The sequence below is a fragment of the Bordetella genomosp. 8 genome (assembly GCF_002119685.1).
Classification (GTDB): domain Bacteria; phylum Pseudomonadota; class Gammaproteobacteria; order Burkholderiales; family Burkholderiaceae_B; genus Bordetella_C.
The window spans coordinates 232,099-250,336 of the sequence record NZ_CP021108.1; the positions used below are offsets into that span (position 1 = coordinate 232,099).

An 18,238-nucleotide genomic window follows, 5' to 3' on the forward strand; every position below is an offset into this window, starting at 1 on the left:
GATGTTCGCGGATTTGGAAGAAGGTAAGTCGGGGCGGTTGGAATTTATAGATTTTATTTACTTAGGAAGTTTTCGTAAATTTCATCTCTGGCATGAGATTTCCGATAATTTCACATTCGCCGGAATTGAGAAATCCGATTTCTTTGGTGTCGCCGCACAATCCTCGCATTGCATCAATCACCCCTGGAGCTTTCCATGTGCGGAATCGTCGGCGCGGTCGCCCAACGCGACATCACCCCCATCCTGGTCGAGGGCCTGCGGCGCCTGGAGTACCGGGGCTATGACTCCTGCGGCGTGGCGGTCTACGCGGACGGCGAGCTGCGCCGCACACGCAGCACGGAACGCGTTTCCGAACTCAGCGAACAGATCGCCCGCAATCACCTGAGCGGCTACACGGGGATCTCGCACACCCGCTGGGCGACCCATGGCGCGCCGGCCACGCATAACGCCCACCCGCACTTTTCCAGCTTCGGCAAGGACGCCGCGCGTATCGCACTGGTCCACAACGGCATCATCGAAAACCATGACGAACTGCGCGCCGAGCTGCAGGCCGTCGGCTATGTCTTCGAAAGCCAGACCGACACCGAAGTCATCGCCCACCTGGTCAACCACCTGTATGCGGGCGACCTGTTCGAAGCCGTGCAGCAGGCCGTGCGCCGCCTGCATGGCGCCTACGCCATCGCCGTTTTCTGCCGCGACGAGCCGCACCGCGTCGTGGGCGCGCGCCAGGGCTCGCCTCTGGTGGTCGGCGTCGGCGAAAACGAGAACTTCCTGGCCTCCGACGCGCTGGCGCTGGCCGGCACCACCGATCGCATCATCTACCTGGAAGACGGCGACGTGGTGGACCTGCAATTGACGCGCGTATGGATCGTCGACGACCAGGGCCGGCCGGTCGAGCGCCAGGTGAATACCGTGCAGGTGCACACCGGCGCCGCGGAGCTGGGCCCCTACCGGCACTTCATGCAGAAGGAAATCTTCGAGCAGCCGCGCGCGGTGGGCGATACCTTGCAGGACATCGAGACCATCACGCCGGAGCTGTTCGGCGATGGCGCCTATCGCGTATTCAAGGACACGGATTCGGTATTGATCCTGGCGTGCGGCACGAGTTACTACGCGGGGCTGACCGCCAAGTACTGGATCGAATCCCTGGCCAAGCTGCCCGTGGCGGTGGAGATCGCCAGCGAGTACCGCTATCGCGACAGCGTGCCGAACCCGCGCGCGCTGGTGGTCACCATTTCGCAGTCGGGCGAGACCGCCGACACCCTGGCGGCGTTGAAGCACGCGCGCAGCCTGGGCATGGAAAACACGCTGACCATCTGCAACGTCGCCACCAGCGCGATGGTGCGCGAATGCAAGCTGAACTTCATCACGCGCGCCGGCGTCGAGATCGGCGTGGCGTCGACCAAGGCCTTCACCACGCAGCTGACCGCCTTGTTCATGCTGACGCTGGCCCTGGCGCAGACGCACGGCCGGCTGACGGATGAAGAGGAGGCCGAGCATATCAAGGCGCTGCGCCATCTGCCGGTGGCGATTGGCTCGGTGCTGGCGCTGGAGCCGCAGATCATCGGCTGGGCCGCGCGCTTCGCCACCAAGGAAAACGCGCTATTCCTGGGGCGGGGCCTGCACTATCCGATCGCCCTGGAAGGCGCCTTGAAGCTGAAGGAAATCAGCTACATCCATGCCGAAGCCTATCCCGCCGGCGAGCTGAAGCACGGCCCGCTGGCGCTGGTGACCGAGCAGATGCCCGTCGTCACCATCGCGCCCAACGACGCGCTGCTGGAGAAGCTGAAGTCCAATATGCAGGAGGTGCGTGCGCGCGGAGGTGAGCTGTACGTGTTCGCGGATGCGGATAGCCGGATTACCAGCGGCAACGGCACCCACGTCATTCGCATGCCGGAGCACTATGGCAAGCTGTCGCCTATCCTGCATACGATTCCGTTGCAGTTGCTGGCGTATCACACGGCCTGCGCGCGGGGGACGGATGTGGATAAGCCGAGGAATCTGGCGAAGAGTGTGACGGTGGAGTAGCGACCAGGACCAAGAGACACGGGTTTGCGATGTGCGAGAGCGATCTCCGAAACATCGCCTGTCGCAAGATGCTTTGTTTTTCTCGGGGCTACATAGGGGCTGTAGCGTCACTGCAGGCCGAGATGTATGACGCGGAGCCAGCAGCCATGTGGCTGTCGCACACCGTGTTTGCAGCGACCTAGTCTGCTATTACTTCGGCTTGGGGCGGGTTCCAGGTTGTCAACCGGTTTTCGCCGGAAGGCTGTCCCGAAGATGAACCTACATTCATCCTTTCGCGAAAGTTGTCCGTTCCTTCCAACTGCATTCGCGCTCGCTTCTCGCTAGACCAACTACGCACCGCTTCCTGGGCGCGTTCGATTTGCTCGTTTAGGGATAGTGGCTGAGTCATGATGGTCTCCCTCGAGAGTTGGCAGCGGTTTGATGGCTTGTTGTAGCAATGGAACCACGTCGGCTAACAGAGCAACTTCCAGCTCAAGATATGTATTGAGATACCGCTGAAACCGTACTTTGCCATCGGCCATTCGCCAAGGTCGGATTCTACCGTCATTCTGCTTCCGCATGTCGTCCGCCGAAAAGATACTTTGATATTGTCGAGGGGCGATGCCCTCGAACGGTTCAAAGTTGACATGCTTTGACGACGGCGCGATCGGATCTACTGCGATTGCGTCAGCGTGCAACTGACGAGCTCGACTTTTCGGATAGGGTTCCACGTACACCACACGTTTAATGCCGCTGGCAACGATATGTCGTGCGCACATGTGGCAAGGGAACGTAGTGCAGTACAGCGTCGCACCCTTCACTGACCGACCCAAACGAGCTGCGGACATCAATGCAGCCATCTCCGCATGGACACTTCTGCCAAACTCGAGCAGATTCATGAGTCCTATGCCCTTCAAGACGCGTTTCTTATCGCCATCTATCAGAGATGCGACCGTATGGTGTACGTCGCTGTTCGATAGCTTGTTTGTGTTGAGGTAGCCGTGTGAGGAGAGCCGCTCAAACAGCTCTTCGAACATCTGTGTCCTTTGCTCCGCGCTAGAGTCGATCTCTCGTCTAAAGTCGCGATCATCATCGGGATCTCCCTCCCAGTATTGGTCGCCGCCCGATTTAGGGACGTCATTGCATCCAACTGTGATGACATCGCTCCCGTCCTGCATAATTGCTGCCCCCACCTGCCTATTAAGATCCGCAGACCTCAAAGCAGCTGCGCGAGCGTGAAACATGCCATGCTCATCTTTAGTAGGAGTCCTGAATCGGTTGCCGAATGTCAGATGCAAGAATCGCTGGATCGCGGCTCTTAGACGTTCTGTATTGCGCGCGTCTACAAATAAGTCCGCTAGTGGAAAGGCATCTTGAACGTCCTGTCCCAGGTCTTTATCATCCTCGGATTCATCTCGGGCAATCAACGCTTCGGCGCGCGAGCGGGCGAGGCGTTTCGCGTTAGCGCCGGACCGTGACAGACGTTCCGCCAAAGCTGTTACGCGCACATCTCTTGGCGAATATACAGATATGAGAAGAAAGCCCTTCCCATATATAGTTCGTAGTCTCTCGACTTCGGCGGGATGTTTAAGGGAACGCAAGATGAACGCATTGCCCGCAGAGCTCGCGGGAAGTGGTGCATGGTTCTCTACATCTCTGATGCGGGCGATCTCGGCAATCGCTAGGATTGCAGCGGCGTCGCCTAGCTTGCTCTGTTCACGCAAGTGTGTGCCCAGAGTCATAAGGTTACCTATCCGTTCGTGTTCTGGACTTCCGCTGAAGTCGAGCTCTGCTAAGTTTTCTATGAGCTTACTTAGCCTCACCACGTAGCTCTTATAGCGAGCAACAGCCAAGCCATCACGGAGTGCAGTAATAATCGGCTCGAGATTCACTCCAACCGGTCCCACTAAGCCGATGACCAGTTCGGGATGTGGCTGCGGTTGAAGCAATCCTCCTGAGCGCGCCGCTATAGACGCATCGCTACTAGGATTTTCTGAAACGCGCTGTCGAACCTTCCCCCGTTGGGTCTTGCTCTTCGATGTGGAGGCCATCCTAAAGTCCCCGACTGGTATGGTCGCGCGGGCATCCAGCGCCGCATATGGTGTATAAATATATTACAAATTGGACACATGCGGTTATCGTGCGAGCGCCGATTGGCGAAGTTTGAAGCAGCCTCGTCCGGGTAGTTGGTTTCTTACGTCATTTCAGCAAGCCGAACTTCTCTAAGGTGAGAAGAATCTACATGTTGCTGATGTTAAAGGCGACCGGGCGCCTAATCTTGCTCCGATTCATTACGTTCCCGCTGGAACCGAATTCCGAACGGAACCGTGGGGCCGCGTACGCCGCTGCGTGCATTGGTCGGCACGTGTGCAGTTTGGCGTGGGGCAGGACGTTCGCCCGAGAGCTCGATCCTGTTGGCCTCTGCCTGCATCCTCACATAGCCACGAAGCATTTTGTCCGTGTAGGTGTACCAGCCCGGGCGACCATCGTAGTTTGTAAGTATGCCGCCGTATGAATCCTCACGTAGTTGACGCAATCGGTCCGCGAACTTTGCCTGGGTAAGGTCGGCCGCTATGCTCAGCTTGGAGCAAATGACCTGGTACGAGCCGTAGAAGTACTTAATGTTGTTTTGCTGATCGTCGCCATCTGCCGTAGACCAAACCACTAACTCAAGATCACGGGGACGGGAGAGCACAGCCTTTTTGTACGGCCGCTTGAGTTCCGGGGCGATCTCAGTTGTCGCGACCGTCAATCCAGCTAGATAGTGGTCCGCGCCAAGCTCGTGAACAACGGCATCTGCCGTGAAGGCCTCCCACAGCATCTTTTCCATGATCAGATGAACGTAATAGGGATAACCGTCGCTCACGATCGCGATGCGCCAAGCCACGTTCTCGTCTAAGTCGAGACCGAACGCGTGTGCTGCCTTCATGGCGATGTCTCGTCGGGCGTCCCAGCCGAGGCGGTCGAGCTCAACGGCGACAAGCTGACGGTATGAGGATTGATGCGAACCTAGCAGATCATCGAGAGACTGCCCGATACCGGTGAAGATGAATTTCACCTGGATTTCCTGATCTCCCATCATCTTCAGTAACGCGGCGAATTTATTGCGCTCGTCGCGGGAGGCGATCGTGTCGAATTCATCTACAACGATCACGGGCGCTGTCGAATGCAGCTTGCCGATTTCCGCCAGAAGGCCGGCGGCGTCGCCGATCGTAGCGATTTGGCTCGCGATGTCCACGGGCGACGTCTGTTGGACCTTGCCTAAGGTTAGCCCGCGCCAAGCAAACGATCCACTTCGGGTAGTGGAGACTTTCTCCAGCCGCGATATGTGGAGTGCCTGGTATGCGATGGTAGAGATCAAGGAAGTGAAGGTGTTTTCCGTCGAGCCAGACACGGTTATAGGCTTGGCGTCAGAAGATTGATGCATATGAGCCGCCGTGTGGGCGAGGGAGCTTTTCCCAACTCCGCGGTCACCGTACACGAAGGCATGCCGGCCAGGTGCGAGGAGGGCTCGACGGAGAGTTTCTAACTCGGACCCGCGGCCTTGGAGATGCTCCACTGAACGAATTGGAATTGCTGGATAAATAGTCTCGTGAAGGAGCTTTAGGAACTCCCCCTCGTTCCGAACCGTTGCTATGGCCATGCGGGTGTTCTCCAATATGTGCAGCGTGCCGTCGAACTAGCTAGCTTCTCGCAGCGTCAAGATTTCGCTTGCAGATCGCAAATACTGCGTCATGTACCTGCTTGGGTGACATTGTCTGAAGGTCGTCGCCCTCGTACACCTCCGCTACCACGCCGACCCGCCCGGAGTGAAGTTCGGCGTCGATATCCGTTGGCATCGAAGGGAAGGGCACTGCGTCTTCGGCATCCCGTTGCGGCACGCCCGCATCCCGTTTCTTTGTTGCCGCAGCGGCCTCGTTAGCCCAGAAGGCGCACGTCTTCAATGGACGGCCATTAGTTCCGATCACATGGATGCCGATGCGTTGAATGCCATCAGGCGCCTCCAGCGCGGCGCTTGCGGAGTTGAAGTTAAGAAGGGTCAGAGCCACGAAAATCAAATTCTTCATTTTCACCAAAGTCTCCAATTCCGCCGCTCGGCACGACGTAAGTTGTTCCGGGAACCGTTTCGCAGGTTTCTTCGAACGTGCGCCGCCCCGCGCTCGAACGGCCGCCCCAGCCTATAACAGCCATTCACGCTTATCTTTCAAATGGCGGCTTTTGGCCGAAAGCAGATGCTCGCCCACGCTGTTGCATGGAAAAACGTGCCCGTTTCTGCCCGTGTATTGTCAAATCAGTCGCCGCGTAGCGAGAGCTGAGCAATATATATCTGTCTTAGTGAGCTGAACTTATCAGACGGCTTGCGTCAGGTTGCCCTTCTTGGTTTCCGAGCCGTCGGCCGTTTGGCACGAGCAGGTTGTGTCACGTCAGCGCGTTGCGCTTGCGCCAGTTCATCTGCCGTGAGCATCAGGCCTGGAAATTCGTCGCGCATGGCGAGAAGGTCTGCATCGCCCGTCACCAAGATGTCAGCGTGGCCGGTCTGGGCCAACACCAAAAACACTTGGTCTTTCTCATCGCGACAGACTGGCAAATCGGGCCACGGCTTTGGCAGTTCCACCACGTCGGCATATGGGAGAAAATCAGCCAGCAGTTCTTTCTGCTCGTTGGCAGTGAGGTTGAACTTTGGGTAGGCCAACACGCGCAACAATTCGTTGACGGTTTCCCTGCACACCAGGGGTTGAAGTTGTTGCCCCTGCCAGGCATGGCGTATCCACGCGAGGCGCCCAGAGGTAAAGAGCAATGCCGACAGGACGATATTGGTGTCGAGTACGACTCGATGCATCATCGACGTGCCCACGCAACGGCGTCTTCAATGTCCTGTTCGGTAATTCCCAATTGTTCTAACTTTTCCCGCACGGCCTGAGCGCGCTGTACCCGTACCGGCGTCAGCACGATGCGGCCATTTTCGACGGACACGTCGAAATATTCGGCAGCATCGATCCCGGCCACGATCGCCTTCGGCAAGGTGATCTGGTTCTTCGAGGTAATTTTGGCAAGCATAGGAGTATCTCCTTGTTTGTATACAAGGAAATCTTACTTCCTTACCTTCCGTACTGCAAGCTGTGTAGCGCAAGGGGAGCTAGGCGAAACTGCCCGTGTTGGGTAGCGGGCCGAATCGGGCTTGTGCGCGCCGCCAGCACGGCTCGCACCGCGTCCGCCGTGAAGGGCGCTTCGTAAAAGCGCCTGCCGGTCGCGTCGAACAAGGCATTGGCGATGGCCGCGGGACCGGGTACCGACGCGGATTCCCCGGCCCCCATCGGCGGTTCATCCTGGCGGGGCATCAGCAGCACGTCGATGTCCGGCAAGTCCTTGAAACCGATGATCGGGTAGCCGCCCCATTCCCGGCTGGCCACGCCCGCCGCGTCAAAATCCACTTTCTCCAGCAGGCAGCGGCTGAGCGTCTGATTGACGTTGCCATGAATCTGATGGCGCACGCCGTCGGGGTTCACGATCATGCCCGTGTCCTGGCCCACCACGACGCGCGTCACGCGGATGCGGCCGGTGGCTGCCTCTACCCGTAGGTCGATGACCCAGGCCGCCCACGCCGCGCCAAAGCCCGGAAACTTGCTGTGGACATACCGGGCGTACGACACGCCGCGTCCGTGCAGCATACCGTCGGCATCGGGCTGGCCCCGTGACCCGACGGCGCCCGCCTGCCATCCCGCCCGCCTAGCGGTGGCGTCGATGAGGGCGCTGGCGCGCGGATCGTTCAGATGCCGCAGGCGGAACCGGACCGGGTCGTCGCCCGCGACATGCGCCAGTTCGTCGATCATGCAATCGTGCGCGAAGGAATTGGGCAAGGCCGACACGCCGCGCAGCCACGACGAGCGCACCAGCGGCGGCATGTCGTGGCAGACGACGCGGCGCCTGGCGTACCGGTAGGGCGGGACGGCGGTGCGGTCGCCCATCTCCAGGGTGCGAGGCTCGCCCGATACAGCCCCCGTCAGGAGCAGCGCCAGCAAGGGCGCGTCGTTGGACGGGTAGCGCACGGCGAAGTCATAGGCCAGCAGCTCGCCGTGCGCATCCATCGCCGCGCTGACGTCCATCAACTGGCCTGTGCCCTTGGGTTCCCATTGGTGTTCCTGTTCACGCGTGAGCTGCACGCGTACCGGCGCGCCCACGGCCATGGCGAGCAGCGCCGCGTCGGCGCAGACATCGTCGGCGCAATTGCGGCCGTAGCAGCCAGCTGCCTCCATGCGGATGAGGTCGATCTGGCCTTCACCCAGTTTCAGCAGGCGGTCCAGGTCGGTGCGCAGCATGTGCGGGTTCTGCGTGCCTGTCCATACCGTCAGCCTGCCATCGTGAAAATCCGCCACCGCGCAGGACGGGCCGATGGACGCGTGCATCTGATAAGGCCACACATAGCTGCGGCGCAGTTGCGTGGTGGCGGAAGCCGGCGCCAGCGCGGCATCGACATCGCCATCGTCGATCAGCATACGCGCGCGGGCGGGGTTGGTGCGTATGGCCGCGGCCAGGTCGCCCAGGCGAGGCGCGGGCGGCACCGGGCGCCAACGCACCTTCAGCGCGCGCATGGCGGCAATGGCCTGCTCTTCGCGGTCGGCCACGACGCCGATGAAGTCGCCTTGCGTCACTATCTGAACATTGCCGGGCAAGTGCGCCACGGAGTCCGCGTCCACGTCGATGAGGCAGCGGCCGATGAAGTAGCCCGCGTCGCGCCCCGGGTGGGGCGGCCGGATCACGCGGCCGTGGCGCATGCCAGGCACGCGCACGTCGTGCACGAAGCTGAGTTCACCGGTGGCCTTGGCGGGGATGTCCACGCGCGCCACACCGTGGCCGACGATGCGGTACTCGCTTGCGGGTTTGAGCCGAACCGGTTGATCCTGAGCGGCCAAGGTCAGCCGGACGTGTTGGCCGGCGATGAGGTCGCCGTAGTGTAGTTGGCGTGCGGGGCTGTTGCCGGCGGTGTCGTCGGCAGCAGTGGTGGCGGCGTTGGCATCAGCGGCCACGGACACCACGCCGTCACGCACGCACAGCGCGTCTCGGGGCACGTTCCATTGCCGCGCCGCGCGCTCCAGCAGGTATTCTCGCGCCTGCGCAGCCGCGCGGCGTAGCGGCACGGCAGAAATCTGGATGCTGGCGCTGGCGATGGTGGGCCCCTGGTTAGGGGTGGCGTTGGTGTGGCCCAGCACCATGTCCAACCGCGCCAGCGGTATGTCGAGTTCTTCGGCAACGATCTGCGCCAGCGCCGTGCGGATGCCGGTGCCCAGATCCACGTGTCCGTTGAACGCCAGCACGCGCCAATCCGACGCCGGCGCGCCACGGCTGTCCACCTCGTCATCGGGGGTGCCCACCACGGCAATGAATATCTCGGGCGTGGGCTGCACATAGTCCGACGCCGACCCCGGCTGCCCGGGTGCGGGGCGTGGCGGTGCGGACGGCTCGCGCACGACCAGCAATGCGTCGGTATGCGCAAGCAGCGCGGCGTAAAGATGCTGGGGCACGGGCAGGTTCATGGCGGGCAGGATAGTGCCGATGGACGATTATGCCGGCGTCAGCGCGTATCGGCCATCGCTTGCGCCAAGGGCATCACGGCGGCGTACTTCTGCGCCATGTCGAACAGGTTGGCGTCATGCGGCCCCAAGGCCCGGTCACCACAGCAATCGGCCACGACCAGCGGCCGAAAGCCCGCCTGCATCGCATCCACCACGCTGGCGCGGACGCAGCCGCTGGTGACGCAGCCGGCCACCAGCAAAGTCTGTACGCCGCGCTGCGCCAGCCACGGCGCCAGCATCGTGCCGAAGAACGCGGACGGCGTGCTCTTGCGCACCACGTATTCACCCGGCATGGGGGCGAGTTCCGGCACGATGGCGCTGTTGTGGCTGTGCTCTTTCAGCGCCAGCATCGCGGGCACCTTGATGCAGAAGATATTGCTGTCGGCGTCGTCGTCCGAAAACACGATGCGGCTGTGCGCCACGGGCCAGCCGCGTTCGCGGGCGTGGGCCAGCAGGTGGCGCGTCTGTGCGATGGCGGGCGCGATGTTGCCCCCGCCCAATACGTCCGGGTCCGCAAAGCCGTTGACGAAGTCCACGATCAATAGGCCATAGGGTGGCTTCAGCGGCAAGGGCGTGCCGAAGCCCTGGCGTGTATAGGCGGAGATGTCACCGGCGACGGGGGCTGCCGCATGGCGGGAAGATGTCATGGCGCGTCCTTGCGGCGGGCGGCGCGCGCCAGTCCGGGTTCGTCTTGCACCACGCCGTTGACGACGACGGGCGTGCCGTCCAGCGCCACGGTGCAATGGCGCATGGGAATATCGATGTGGCAGGCGGTGTTGCGGCTGCCGCCCGCTTCGTTGTTCGGGCCCATGGACCACAGGAAGTTGCCCTCGAAGGCGCGGGCATCCATGCCGATATGGGCTTCCTTGTTGTAATGCGCCAGCATGGACCACTGCGCGCGCGGTTGCAGTCCCCAGCCGATATGCGACACGGCATAGGCTTCCGGGTCCTCGTACGCGGCCATGTATTCCTTGAGGATGTCGGCCTGCACGCCGCCTTCGATGCGCGTGACGTAGCCGTTTTCGATGACGAGCTCGATGGGGTCGGTGACGTAGTCCTTCATGGGCAGCAGGATGTCGCCGCGGTCCAGCACCACGCGGCCATTGCTGTGGCCTTCGTTGGGCCAGGTCAGCACGAAGCCGCTGGGCCAGTGGTCCCAACGGCCGGGCTCGTCCACGAAGCCATATTCGGAGATGGCGGGAAACTCGCCCAGGGCGCAGCGCAGGTCGGTGCCCGCGTCGGACGTGATGTGCATCTGCCGCGCCGCTTCGATCCGGTGCGCGGCGGCCCGTACGCGTTCACGGTCGGCAGCGGTGGGCACCAGCCGGCAAAGCACCTCGGGCGGTTCGATGGCCAGCAGGATCTTGGTGCCGGTTTTCAGGATGTCGTGCTGTTCGTTCGAGAACAGCAGCGTCATCAGGTCCAGAACCAGATCACTGGCGTTCAGCGCGGCGATGGCGGCTGGGTTGCCGGTCAGCGGCGTCGTGCCCAGATACGCCAGCGCGTCGCGGCTGATGGACTTCTCGGCATTGACGGGCGGCAGGTCCAGCCGGTTGACGCGCGCGCCCATGTCGCTGGCGGCGGTGATGGCGCAGCGCAGGGTTTGCGGATGCGTGTCGGCGCCGGTCAGTACGGTGACGATCTGGCCCGCTTCCAGCCGGGACAGCGTCAGCACCTGTTTCCAGGCGTGGATCAAATCGATGTCGCTGACGGACATGTGGATCTCCTTGGCAGTTCGGAGGGACGCTTCAATGAAGCGCGCGGCCCAGGAAGTCGCCGAAGGCGGCGTAAAAGCCCGCCTCGTTGTCCCAGGGAATCATGTGTCCGGCAGCGGGCACGCGCACGTGCTGCGTCTGCGGCGCCAGGCCCTGCCATTCGGCAACGTCGTCGTCGCCCACGACGCCGCCTTTTTCCGCCGTCATCAGCAGCATCGGCACGTGGATGCGGGGCAGGTCGGCATGGATGTCGTCGCGGCCGAAGTCTTCGAAGCTCCGCACTATGGCCGGTTCATGGCACGTGTGCAGCCACTCTGCGCGCAGCTGGCGCTGCGCGTCGGTCCAGGTGGGGCAGAACGCGCGCATGTCCTCGGCCGACATGCCTTGGGTGGCCTGGCGGATGGAGTCGACGTACCACGCCAGATTCGCCGGGTAGGCGCGGCGGCCAGGCCCGGAGACCGGCGGGTCGACGATCGCCAGGCGCTCGAGACCGGCCGGTGCGCTGCGTGCGGCGCGCACGGCGATGCGTCCGCCCATGGAATGGCCGAGCAGCGTATACCGCGTCAACCCCAAGGCCTGGGCGAAGGCGACGACATCGGCCGCTTGCGCGTCCAGGCTGTAGTCCAGGCCGGGCCCGGATGACGACAGGCCGCGTCCGCGCACGTCGAGCACATAGGTGTCGAACTGGCGGCCGAGCCGGTCGCCGACAAAGCCCCAGGTCACGGCCGGGCTGGTGATGCCGGGAATGACGATGACGGCGGGGTGCTCGTCGCGTCCGTCCGACGCGCCGCCGTAGCGCAGATAGTGCTGGCGGATGCCGTTGGCGTGGACGTTGCCGCCGTAGAGGTAGGTGGAGCCGGGGTGGGTAGCGGTGGCGTGCGTCATTATGCGGCCTTCGAATAGGGGTATGCCCCCGACAGCAGCGCGCCGGCGCCGGGTACGACCGGGTCCAGGCCCAGTTCCTTCAGGATGGCGTAGGTGGTGGCGATGGACGCCGTCAGCACGGGCTTGCCGGTTTCAGCTTCGACTTGCGCCACGGCGGGCAGCGACGGCATTTGCACGCAGGCCGACAGCACGATGACGTCGGCATCGACCACGTTCATGCCGGCGACGATCGCGGGCAGCCTGGCCGGGTCGTGGCAGCCCACTTCCAGGTTGTCCGGAATTTCCAGCGCGCGCCAGTCCACGATCTCGAACCCTTCGGCGGCGATGTAATCCATGACGAGTTCGGTCAGCGGCACCATGTAGGGCGCCACCAGCGCGATCTTCCTGGCGCCCATCACGTGCAGCGCGTCCACGAGAGCCCCGGCGCTGGTGATGACGGGGGCCGATGCGCCGTTTTCAGCCGTGCGTTCGGTCAGCCGTTGTTGCGAGACGCGGTGGTAGCCACGCCCCATGGCCATGATGGCAACCAGGCAGGCGTAGCCCAGGACGTCGACCCGCGCGTCGCTCAGTTCCAGCGCGCAGCGGTCGCTTTCGGCGTCCATGGCGGCCAGTTCTTCCTTCTGCACCTTTTTCATGCGCATGCGGCTGGAATGGAAGGTGAAGCGGTCGCCCGGGCGCAACGAGGAATGTGCCTGCAGCATGGCGGGCACTTCGGTTTCCATCGTGGTGTTGGAACTGGGAACGATCTGGCCAATTCGGAATGTCTTCGCCATGCGGAGCGCCTTGTGAATAGAAGTCGGACCTAGGGTTTCCGATAAATTTAAAAAAGGTGTATACGCTCTATTCTTGCAAAGAGCGAAGCAGATAGCCAGTCCGATCTCCGTAGTGGTTTTCACCTAATTCAGTGAAATCCTGCATGATTCTGGTGATCTGTTTAAGTGCGTGCGCTTCGCCACCTAGTCGGTGCCGTCCAAAATAAAGCGTGTACACGCTAATTATTCGCCAGCAGAGTTCAGGTTCATCACCATCCAGCAAGGAGAAGTTCCGTGTCTACATCCCCTCGTATCGCCGTCGTCGGCGCGGGCCTGGGCGGCGCCGCCACCGCCGCGCTGCTGCTCAAGGACGGGCTGAATGTCCGCGTCTATGAGCAGGCGACCGGTTTTTCGCGACTGGGGGCGGGCATCCACGTCGGGCCCAACGTCATGAAGATCCTGCGCCGTATCGGCATTGAAGACGCGCTCAATGCGCAGGGTTCGCACCCTGATTACTGGTACAGCCGCCACTGGGAAACCGGCGACATCCTGGCGCGGATTCCACTGGGCGAGTACGCCATCAAGGAATATGGCGCGTCGTATCTGACCGTGCATCGTGGCGACTTCCACGCCTTGCTGATCGACGCGCTGCCCAAGAGCGCCGTGGTCTACGACAAGAGCCTGACACGGGTGGAAGACCGGGGCGACGTCGTCGTCATGCACTTTGCCGATGGCACGTCCGAAGAGGCCGACATCGTGATCGGCGCCGACGGCGTGAATTCCCGCATCCGCGAAGAATTGTTGGGGCCCGAGCCGCCCAAATACGCCGGCTACCTGGCGCATCGCGCCGTATTCCCCACGCCGCAGGTCAAGGCGGGCATGCTGCCCTTCGATGCCTGCGTGAAGTGGTGGAGCGACGACCGCCACCTGGTGACGTACTTCGTCACCAGCAAGGCCGACGAGCTCTACTACGTCACTGGCGTGCCCGTGGAACACTGGGACTTGAACGACCGTTGGCTGCCCAGCAGCAAGGCTGAAATGCGTGAGGCATTCAAAGGCTGGCATCCCACGGTGCAGGCGCTGATCGACGCCACGGTGGAAGTCACCAAGTGGTCGCTGCTGGAGCGCGACCCGCTGCCGCTGTGGAGCCGCGGCCGCCTGGTGCTGCTGGGCGATGCCTGCCACCCCATGAAGCCGCACATGGCGCAGGGCGCGGCCATGGCCATCGAGGACGGCGCCATGCTGGCGCGCTGCTTCAAGGAAGTTGGCGTGCACAATCACGAGCTCGCGTTCGCGCTGTACGAGGCCAACCGGGCCGAACGCGCCAGCAAGGTACAACGAATTTCGCACGACAATACCTGGCTGCGCACCAACGAAGACCCGTCGTGGTGCTTCGGGTATGACGTGTTCAGCGAACCGCTGGTAGACGCAAAACCCCGGGCTGCCGCTTGATGGGCGTCCGCTGAAGGGGTGTGCCCTTGCCCTTGCCCTTGCCCCTGCCCGCCTCGCGGCGCCCTTCATATCTTCCGAACCGTCCATTCGCGCCACGCCCATGGGATCGCCCGTCAACTCAAGCAATCGGCCGCCTTCGCTCAGGCTGAACGTCAACGCCGGCGCTGTCGATGTGTCCGCCGCGCCGGGCACGGCGTTGCTGCACGTCCTGCGCAACGATCTGGGGTTGAATGGCCCCAAGTTCGGCTGCGGCCTGGGCGAGTGCGGCGCGTGCACGGTGCTGATCGACGGCGTGGCGGCGCGTTCCTGCGTCATTCCGATCAAGGCGGTGCAAGGGCGCGAGGTCACCACCCTGGAAGGCCTGGGAACGCGCCAGCAGCCCGGCGCGACGCAGCAGGCGTTCATCGACTGCCAGGCGGCGCAATGCGGCTACTGCCTCAATGGCATGATCATGACGGTGGAAGCGCTGTTGCGGCGCAATCCCAACCCCTCTGACGACACGATCCGCCGCGAACTGCATCACAACCTGTGCCGCTGCGGCACGCATGTGGAAATCATGATGGCGGCGCATCGGGCGGTGGAGTTGCGGGCGCAACGCGAAACCGGCGTGCCGGCGGCGGCGCCCGAGTCCCCGCCCTGCCAGGCGGGCGAGTGCGCGCGATGAGCGGGTTCTCGGTGGATATGTCCACGGGGGCATCGGGTTCGCTGACCGAGTTGCCGGCCGACTTGTTGCATGGCGTCGCCTTGCGTCCACCCCAGGTCTTGTGGGACGGTGCGCGTTATCGGGGCAGTGCGCTGCTGGGCGTGCAGCAGGACGCGGTGCACGGCCAGCCGGGGGTGGTGGCCGCTGTGCGGCACAGGCATTTCGCGGGCGTGGTCGCCGTGACGCCGCTCTATGCGCGGCAGGCTGCGTTGGCGCTGGCGCCTGAATGGCAAGGGACGAAGCCGGAACCGGAACTTCATGGCGATGAATCGCCGAAGGTGGACGGGCGCTCGGACGCGTTCCTGGATACGCCGTCGGGTGTTTCCTCGGACACCGATCCCATTCTCTACACGCTGCGCGCCCCACCCGCCGCGGCCGCTGCTGGCACGCAGGTGATCGCGTGGTCGCTGAACGGTCGTACCCGCGCGTGGCTGCCGGCCTGCTCGCCCGATACGCAAGCGTTGATCCGGCAAGAACTGTCGGCATTGCTGCAGCAGCCGCTGGCCGCGATCACCGTCACGGTGGGCTCGCAAGGCCTTGCGAATGACGCTTCGCGGGATGGCGGCGCGAATTTCGCGAACGGCACGAACGGCGCGGCTGCCGACCGGCACGATGCTTGTCATCCCATGGACCTGATGGACGCCGCCGCCGATGCCGCGTTGTTGTCGCAGGCAGTGGGCAGGCCGGTGTCGGTGGCGTGTGTCGCGGGCGAGCCCGATGAGCGGATGCTGGGCGTCAGGTCGGGACTGCTTCCCGATGCGCCGCACATGGATGCGACATCGCTCCATGCACACATCCCGGACGAGAACATTCCCCATCCCGTCACCGGCGGCGCCGGCGCTGCGCTGACATCCCGGTCGCCGTGGGCGCTGCGGCCCAGCCTCGCGCGGCTGTTGAGCCAACCCACGCAGGCCAGCGCCGCCGCGCAGGCAACGCTGTGCGGCAGCATGCCGGTGGTCTCGGGCACGCATGCGTGCCTCCCGCTGCGCGCCAGCGTGCAAGAGCTGAACGCCGCGCAGGTGTTCGCCGAGGAAAGCTATTGGCACGAACAGGCGCAAGCCCAGGGCCATGACCCACAAGCGTGGCGGCTGTCTCATCTGCCGCCGGGCAGGGGGCGTGATATGGCGCTGCAGGTGGCTGCACGGGCGGCGCAGGTCGCGGGCAAAGCGGCGCCGGCCGCGCAGGCAGCGCAAAGCGAGCCGGATGGCCTGCTGCGAGGCACGGGCTTTGCCACCGCGCAGGTCCAATGCGTGGACGATACCGGCGCCGCGCGTACGGTCTGGACCGCTTGGGTGGCCGAGGTGGCCGTACAGCCCGACACGGGCCGTATCGACGTCACGCGGGTCGTGGCGGGGCATGACAGCCAGCACCTGCACTCGGCGCAAGAAGCAACCATCGATACGCGTATCGACGCGCCCGATCACCCTCGCATCGACCATCAAGCCCCGTGGATGCTGGACAGCGCCCGCCGCCTGCTTGCCGAGCCCGCCGCGTTCGATACCTGGGCGAGTCCTGCGCGGCCCTCGCCGAACGTCGCCGCCGGCGCGCTAGAAAAGCGGGACGAGCACCGCGACCTGAGCCGCGCGGACTCCGCCGCCATGCGCATCGCGCAAGGCAGTCTGGACGTTGACGGTGTGGTGACTTTGCCCGCCTCGGCGGCCATCGCCAACGCCATCCACGATGCAACCGGCGTGCGCCTGCGCCAAGTGCCATTCCAGGCCGAGTCCTTGCGACGCGCGTTGGCCGGCCAGGCCCGCGTGCGCAACCCCATGTCGCGCGGATGGAAATGGCTGGCGGCAGGCATGGCCGGATTGGCGGGCGTTGCCGTAGCCTTGTGGCCGATGAAGCCGGCCTTGCCGTTGACCCCCGGACCCGACGTTTCACTGTATTCGGCGAGCGCCATCGAGCGTGGCCGGCTTGTCGCCGCCGCGGGCGACTGCATGGCCTGCCACACGGCGCCCGGCGGCAAGACCAACGCCGGCGGACTTGCGCTGGACACCCCCTTCGGCGTCATCTACACCACCAACATCACGCCCGACAACGACACTGGCATCGGCCGCTGGTCCTACGCGGCCTTCGAACGCGCCATGCGCCAGGGCGTGCACCAGGACGGCCGCCAGCTCTACCCCGCGTTTCCGTACACGGCTTACGCCAAGCTCAGCGATGCGGACATGCAGGCACTGTATGGCTACCTGATGTCGCAACCGGCCGTGAAGGCCGAGCCGCCCAAGACGCAACTGGCGTTTCCATTCAACATGCGTCCACTGCTGGCCGGCTGGAACGCGCTGTTTCACGATGCCGCGCCCTTCACGCCCGACCCCACGCGCAGCGCCGCGTGGTTGCGTGGCGCGTATCTGGTGGAAGGCGCAGGCCATTGTTCCGCCTGCCATACGCCGCGCAATCGCCTGGGCGCGGAGAAGACCGGCGTGCACTATCTGGCGGGCGGAGAGGCCGAAGGCTGGACCGCACCCGCCTTGAACGCGCTTGCCAGCGGCCCGCGCGCGTGGAGCGGCGAAGAACTCTTCCAGTACCTGCGGACCGGCTACGCGCCAAGACATGGCGTGGCCGCGGGGCCGATGGCGCCGGTGATCCACGGCCTGGCTGAATTGCCGGATAGCGACCTGCGGGCCATCACGACGTATCTGATGGATTTGCCGAATCAAGATGGGGCGGCCGCGTCTGACGCACTCTCGGCGGCTCCCTCGTCCGCAACGGCATCGGTGCCCGCACAGGCGTCCACATCGGCACCCGCATCGGCACCCGCATCGGCACCGAATGCCACCACCCTTTACGTCCTGCAAGCCCGCCACGCCAACGGTGAACGGGTCTATCAGAACGCCTGCGCGGCCTGCCATGACGCGGGCAGCGGCCCGACCCTGTTCGGCGCGCGGCCCTTGCTGGGCACGAACACCAACGTCCACGCCGCCACGCCGGACAACCTGATCCAGGTCATCCTGCATGGCATCCAGGATCCGGCCGAGGACGCATTGGGCTACATGCCCGCCTTTCGCGACAGCCTGAACGATGCGCAGGTGGCGGACCTGGTGGGCTATCTGCGGCAACGTTTCGCGCCTGGGGAGCCGGCTTGGCCCGATCCCATGTCAACCATTGAACGGCTACGCGACTTCTCGGAGCAGCATTAGGAACCACGGA

At 63.6% G+C, this 18,238-nt stretch carries 13 protein-coding genes and 1 pseudogene; 4 read left to right on the top strand and 10 right to left on the bottom strand.

Annotated elements, in window-relative coordinates:
- Window positions 1-195 precede the first annotated feature (195 nt).
- Window positions 196-2,028: a glutamine--fructose-6-phosphate transaminase (isomerizing) gene (glmS, locus tag CAL12_RS01080; protein WP_086062789.1), complete on the top strand. Its 1,833-nt coding sequence runs from the start codon at window positions 196-198 to the stop codon at window positions 2,026-2,028.
- 329 nt (window positions 2,029-2,357) lie between these two features.
- On the opposite strand, the gene CAL12_RS01085 is transcribed toward glmS, so the two are convergent.
- The 10 genes and pseudogenes from CAL12_RS01085 to CAL12_RS01130 form a co-directional block, all read right to left on the bottom strand.
- The gene (locus CAL12_RS01085; protein ID WP_157792851.1) at window positions 2,358-3,956 is read right to left on the bottom strand and encodes an anti-phage dCTP deaminase; all 1,599 of its coding nucleotides are present in this window, start codon (window positions 3,954-3,956) and stop codon (window positions 2,358-2,360) included.
- 323 nt (window positions 3,957-4,279) lie between these two features.
- A complete protein-coding gene (locus CAL12_RS01090) occupies window positions 4,280-5,650 on the bottom strand; it encodes an ATP-binding protein (RefSeq protein ID WP_086062791.1) in 1,371 nt (456 codons plus the stop codon).
- A gap of 40 nt (window positions 5,651-5,690) precedes the next feature.
- Complete coding sequence (locus CAL12_RS01095; protein ID WP_157792852.1) at window positions 5,691-6,080, bottom strand: hypothetical protein; 390 nt, start codon at window positions 6,078-6,080, stop codon at window positions 5,691-5,693.
- Window positions 6,081-6,439: 359 nt separating this feature from the next.
- Window positions 6,440-6,847: pseudogene (locus tag CAL12_RS01100) on the bottom strand (putative toxin-antitoxin system toxin component, PIN family); the annotation flags it as partial.
- Window positions 6,847-7,065, bottom strand: a complete 219-nt coding sequence (locus CAL12_RS01105) for an AbrB/MazE/SpoVT family DNA-binding domain-containing protein (protein ID WP_086062793.1) — start codon at window positions 7,063-7,065, stop codon at window positions 6,847-6,849. The gene CAL12_RS01105 and the pseudogene CAL12_RS01100, both read right to left, overlap by 1 nt.
- A 41-nt stretch (window positions 7,066-7,106) precedes the next feature.
- Window positions 7,107-9,539, bottom strand: coding sequence for a xanthine dehydrogenase family protein molybdopterin-binding subunit (locus tag CAL12_RS01110; RefSeq protein ID WP_086062794.1), 2,433 nt, complete (start codon window positions 9,537-9,539; stop codon window positions 7,107-7,109).
- 38 nt (window positions 9,540-9,577) lie between these two features.
- Window positions 9,578-10,225 carry an isochorismatase family protein gene (locus CAL12_RS01115; RefSeq protein WP_086062795.1) on the bottom strand — a complete coding sequence of 216 codons (648 nt, stop codon included), beginning with the start codon at window positions 10,223-10,225 and terminating at the stop codon, window positions 9,578-9,580.
- On the bottom strand, window positions 10,222-11,295 hold the full coding sequence (locus CAL12_RS01120) for a 2,5-dihydroxypyridine 5,6-dioxygenase (protein WP_086062796.1): 1,074 nt from the start codon (window positions 11,293-11,295) through the stop codon (window positions 10,222-10,224). The genes CAL12_RS01115 and CAL12_RS01120 overlap by 4 nt, the downstream gene beginning before the upstream one ends.
- 31 nt (window positions 11,296-11,326) lie before the next feature.
- Window positions 11,327-12,178: an alpha/beta fold hydrolase gene (locus CAL12_RS01125; protein WP_086062797.1), complete on the bottom strand. Its 852-nt coding sequence runs from the start codon at window positions 12,176-12,178 to the stop codon at window positions 11,327-11,329.
- Window positions 12,178-12,951, bottom strand: coding sequence for a maleate cis-trans isomerase family protein (locus tag CAL12_RS01130; RefSeq protein WP_086062798.1), 774 nt, complete (start codon window positions 12,949-12,951; stop codon window positions 12,178-12,180). Before CAL12_RS01130 ends, CAL12_RS01125 begins: the two co-directional genes overlap by 1 nt.
- Before the next feature lie 273 nt (window positions 12,952-13,224).
- Here CAL12_RS01130 and CAL12_RS01135 point away from each other — a divergent pair, with 273 nt between their 5' ends.
- The 3 genes from CAL12_RS01135 to CAL12_RS01145 all read left to right on the top strand — a co-directional run bounded on the left by CAL12_RS01135 (window position 13,225) and on the right by CAL12_RS01145 (window position 18,228).
- Window positions 13,225-14,382, top strand: a complete 1,158-nt coding sequence (locus tag CAL12_RS01135; RefSeq protein WP_086062799.1) for an FAD-dependent monooxygenase — start codon at window positions 13,225-13,227, stop codon at window positions 14,380-14,382.
- Window positions 14,383-14,482: 100 nt separating this feature from the next.
- Complete coding sequence (locus CAL12_RS01140; protein WP_086062800.1) at window positions 14,483-15,046, top strand: (2Fe-2S)-binding protein; 564 nt, start codon at window positions 14,483-14,485, stop codon at window positions 15,044-15,046.
- Window positions 15,043-18,228, top strand: a complete 3,186-nt coding sequence (locus CAL12_RS01145; RefSeq protein WP_086067604.1) for a cytochrome c — start codon at window positions 15,043-15,045, stop codon at window positions 18,226-18,228. Before CAL12_RS01140 ends, CAL12_RS01145 begins: the two co-directional genes overlap by 4 nt.
- The last annotated feature ends 10 nt before the right edge of the window (window positions 18,229-18,238 follow it).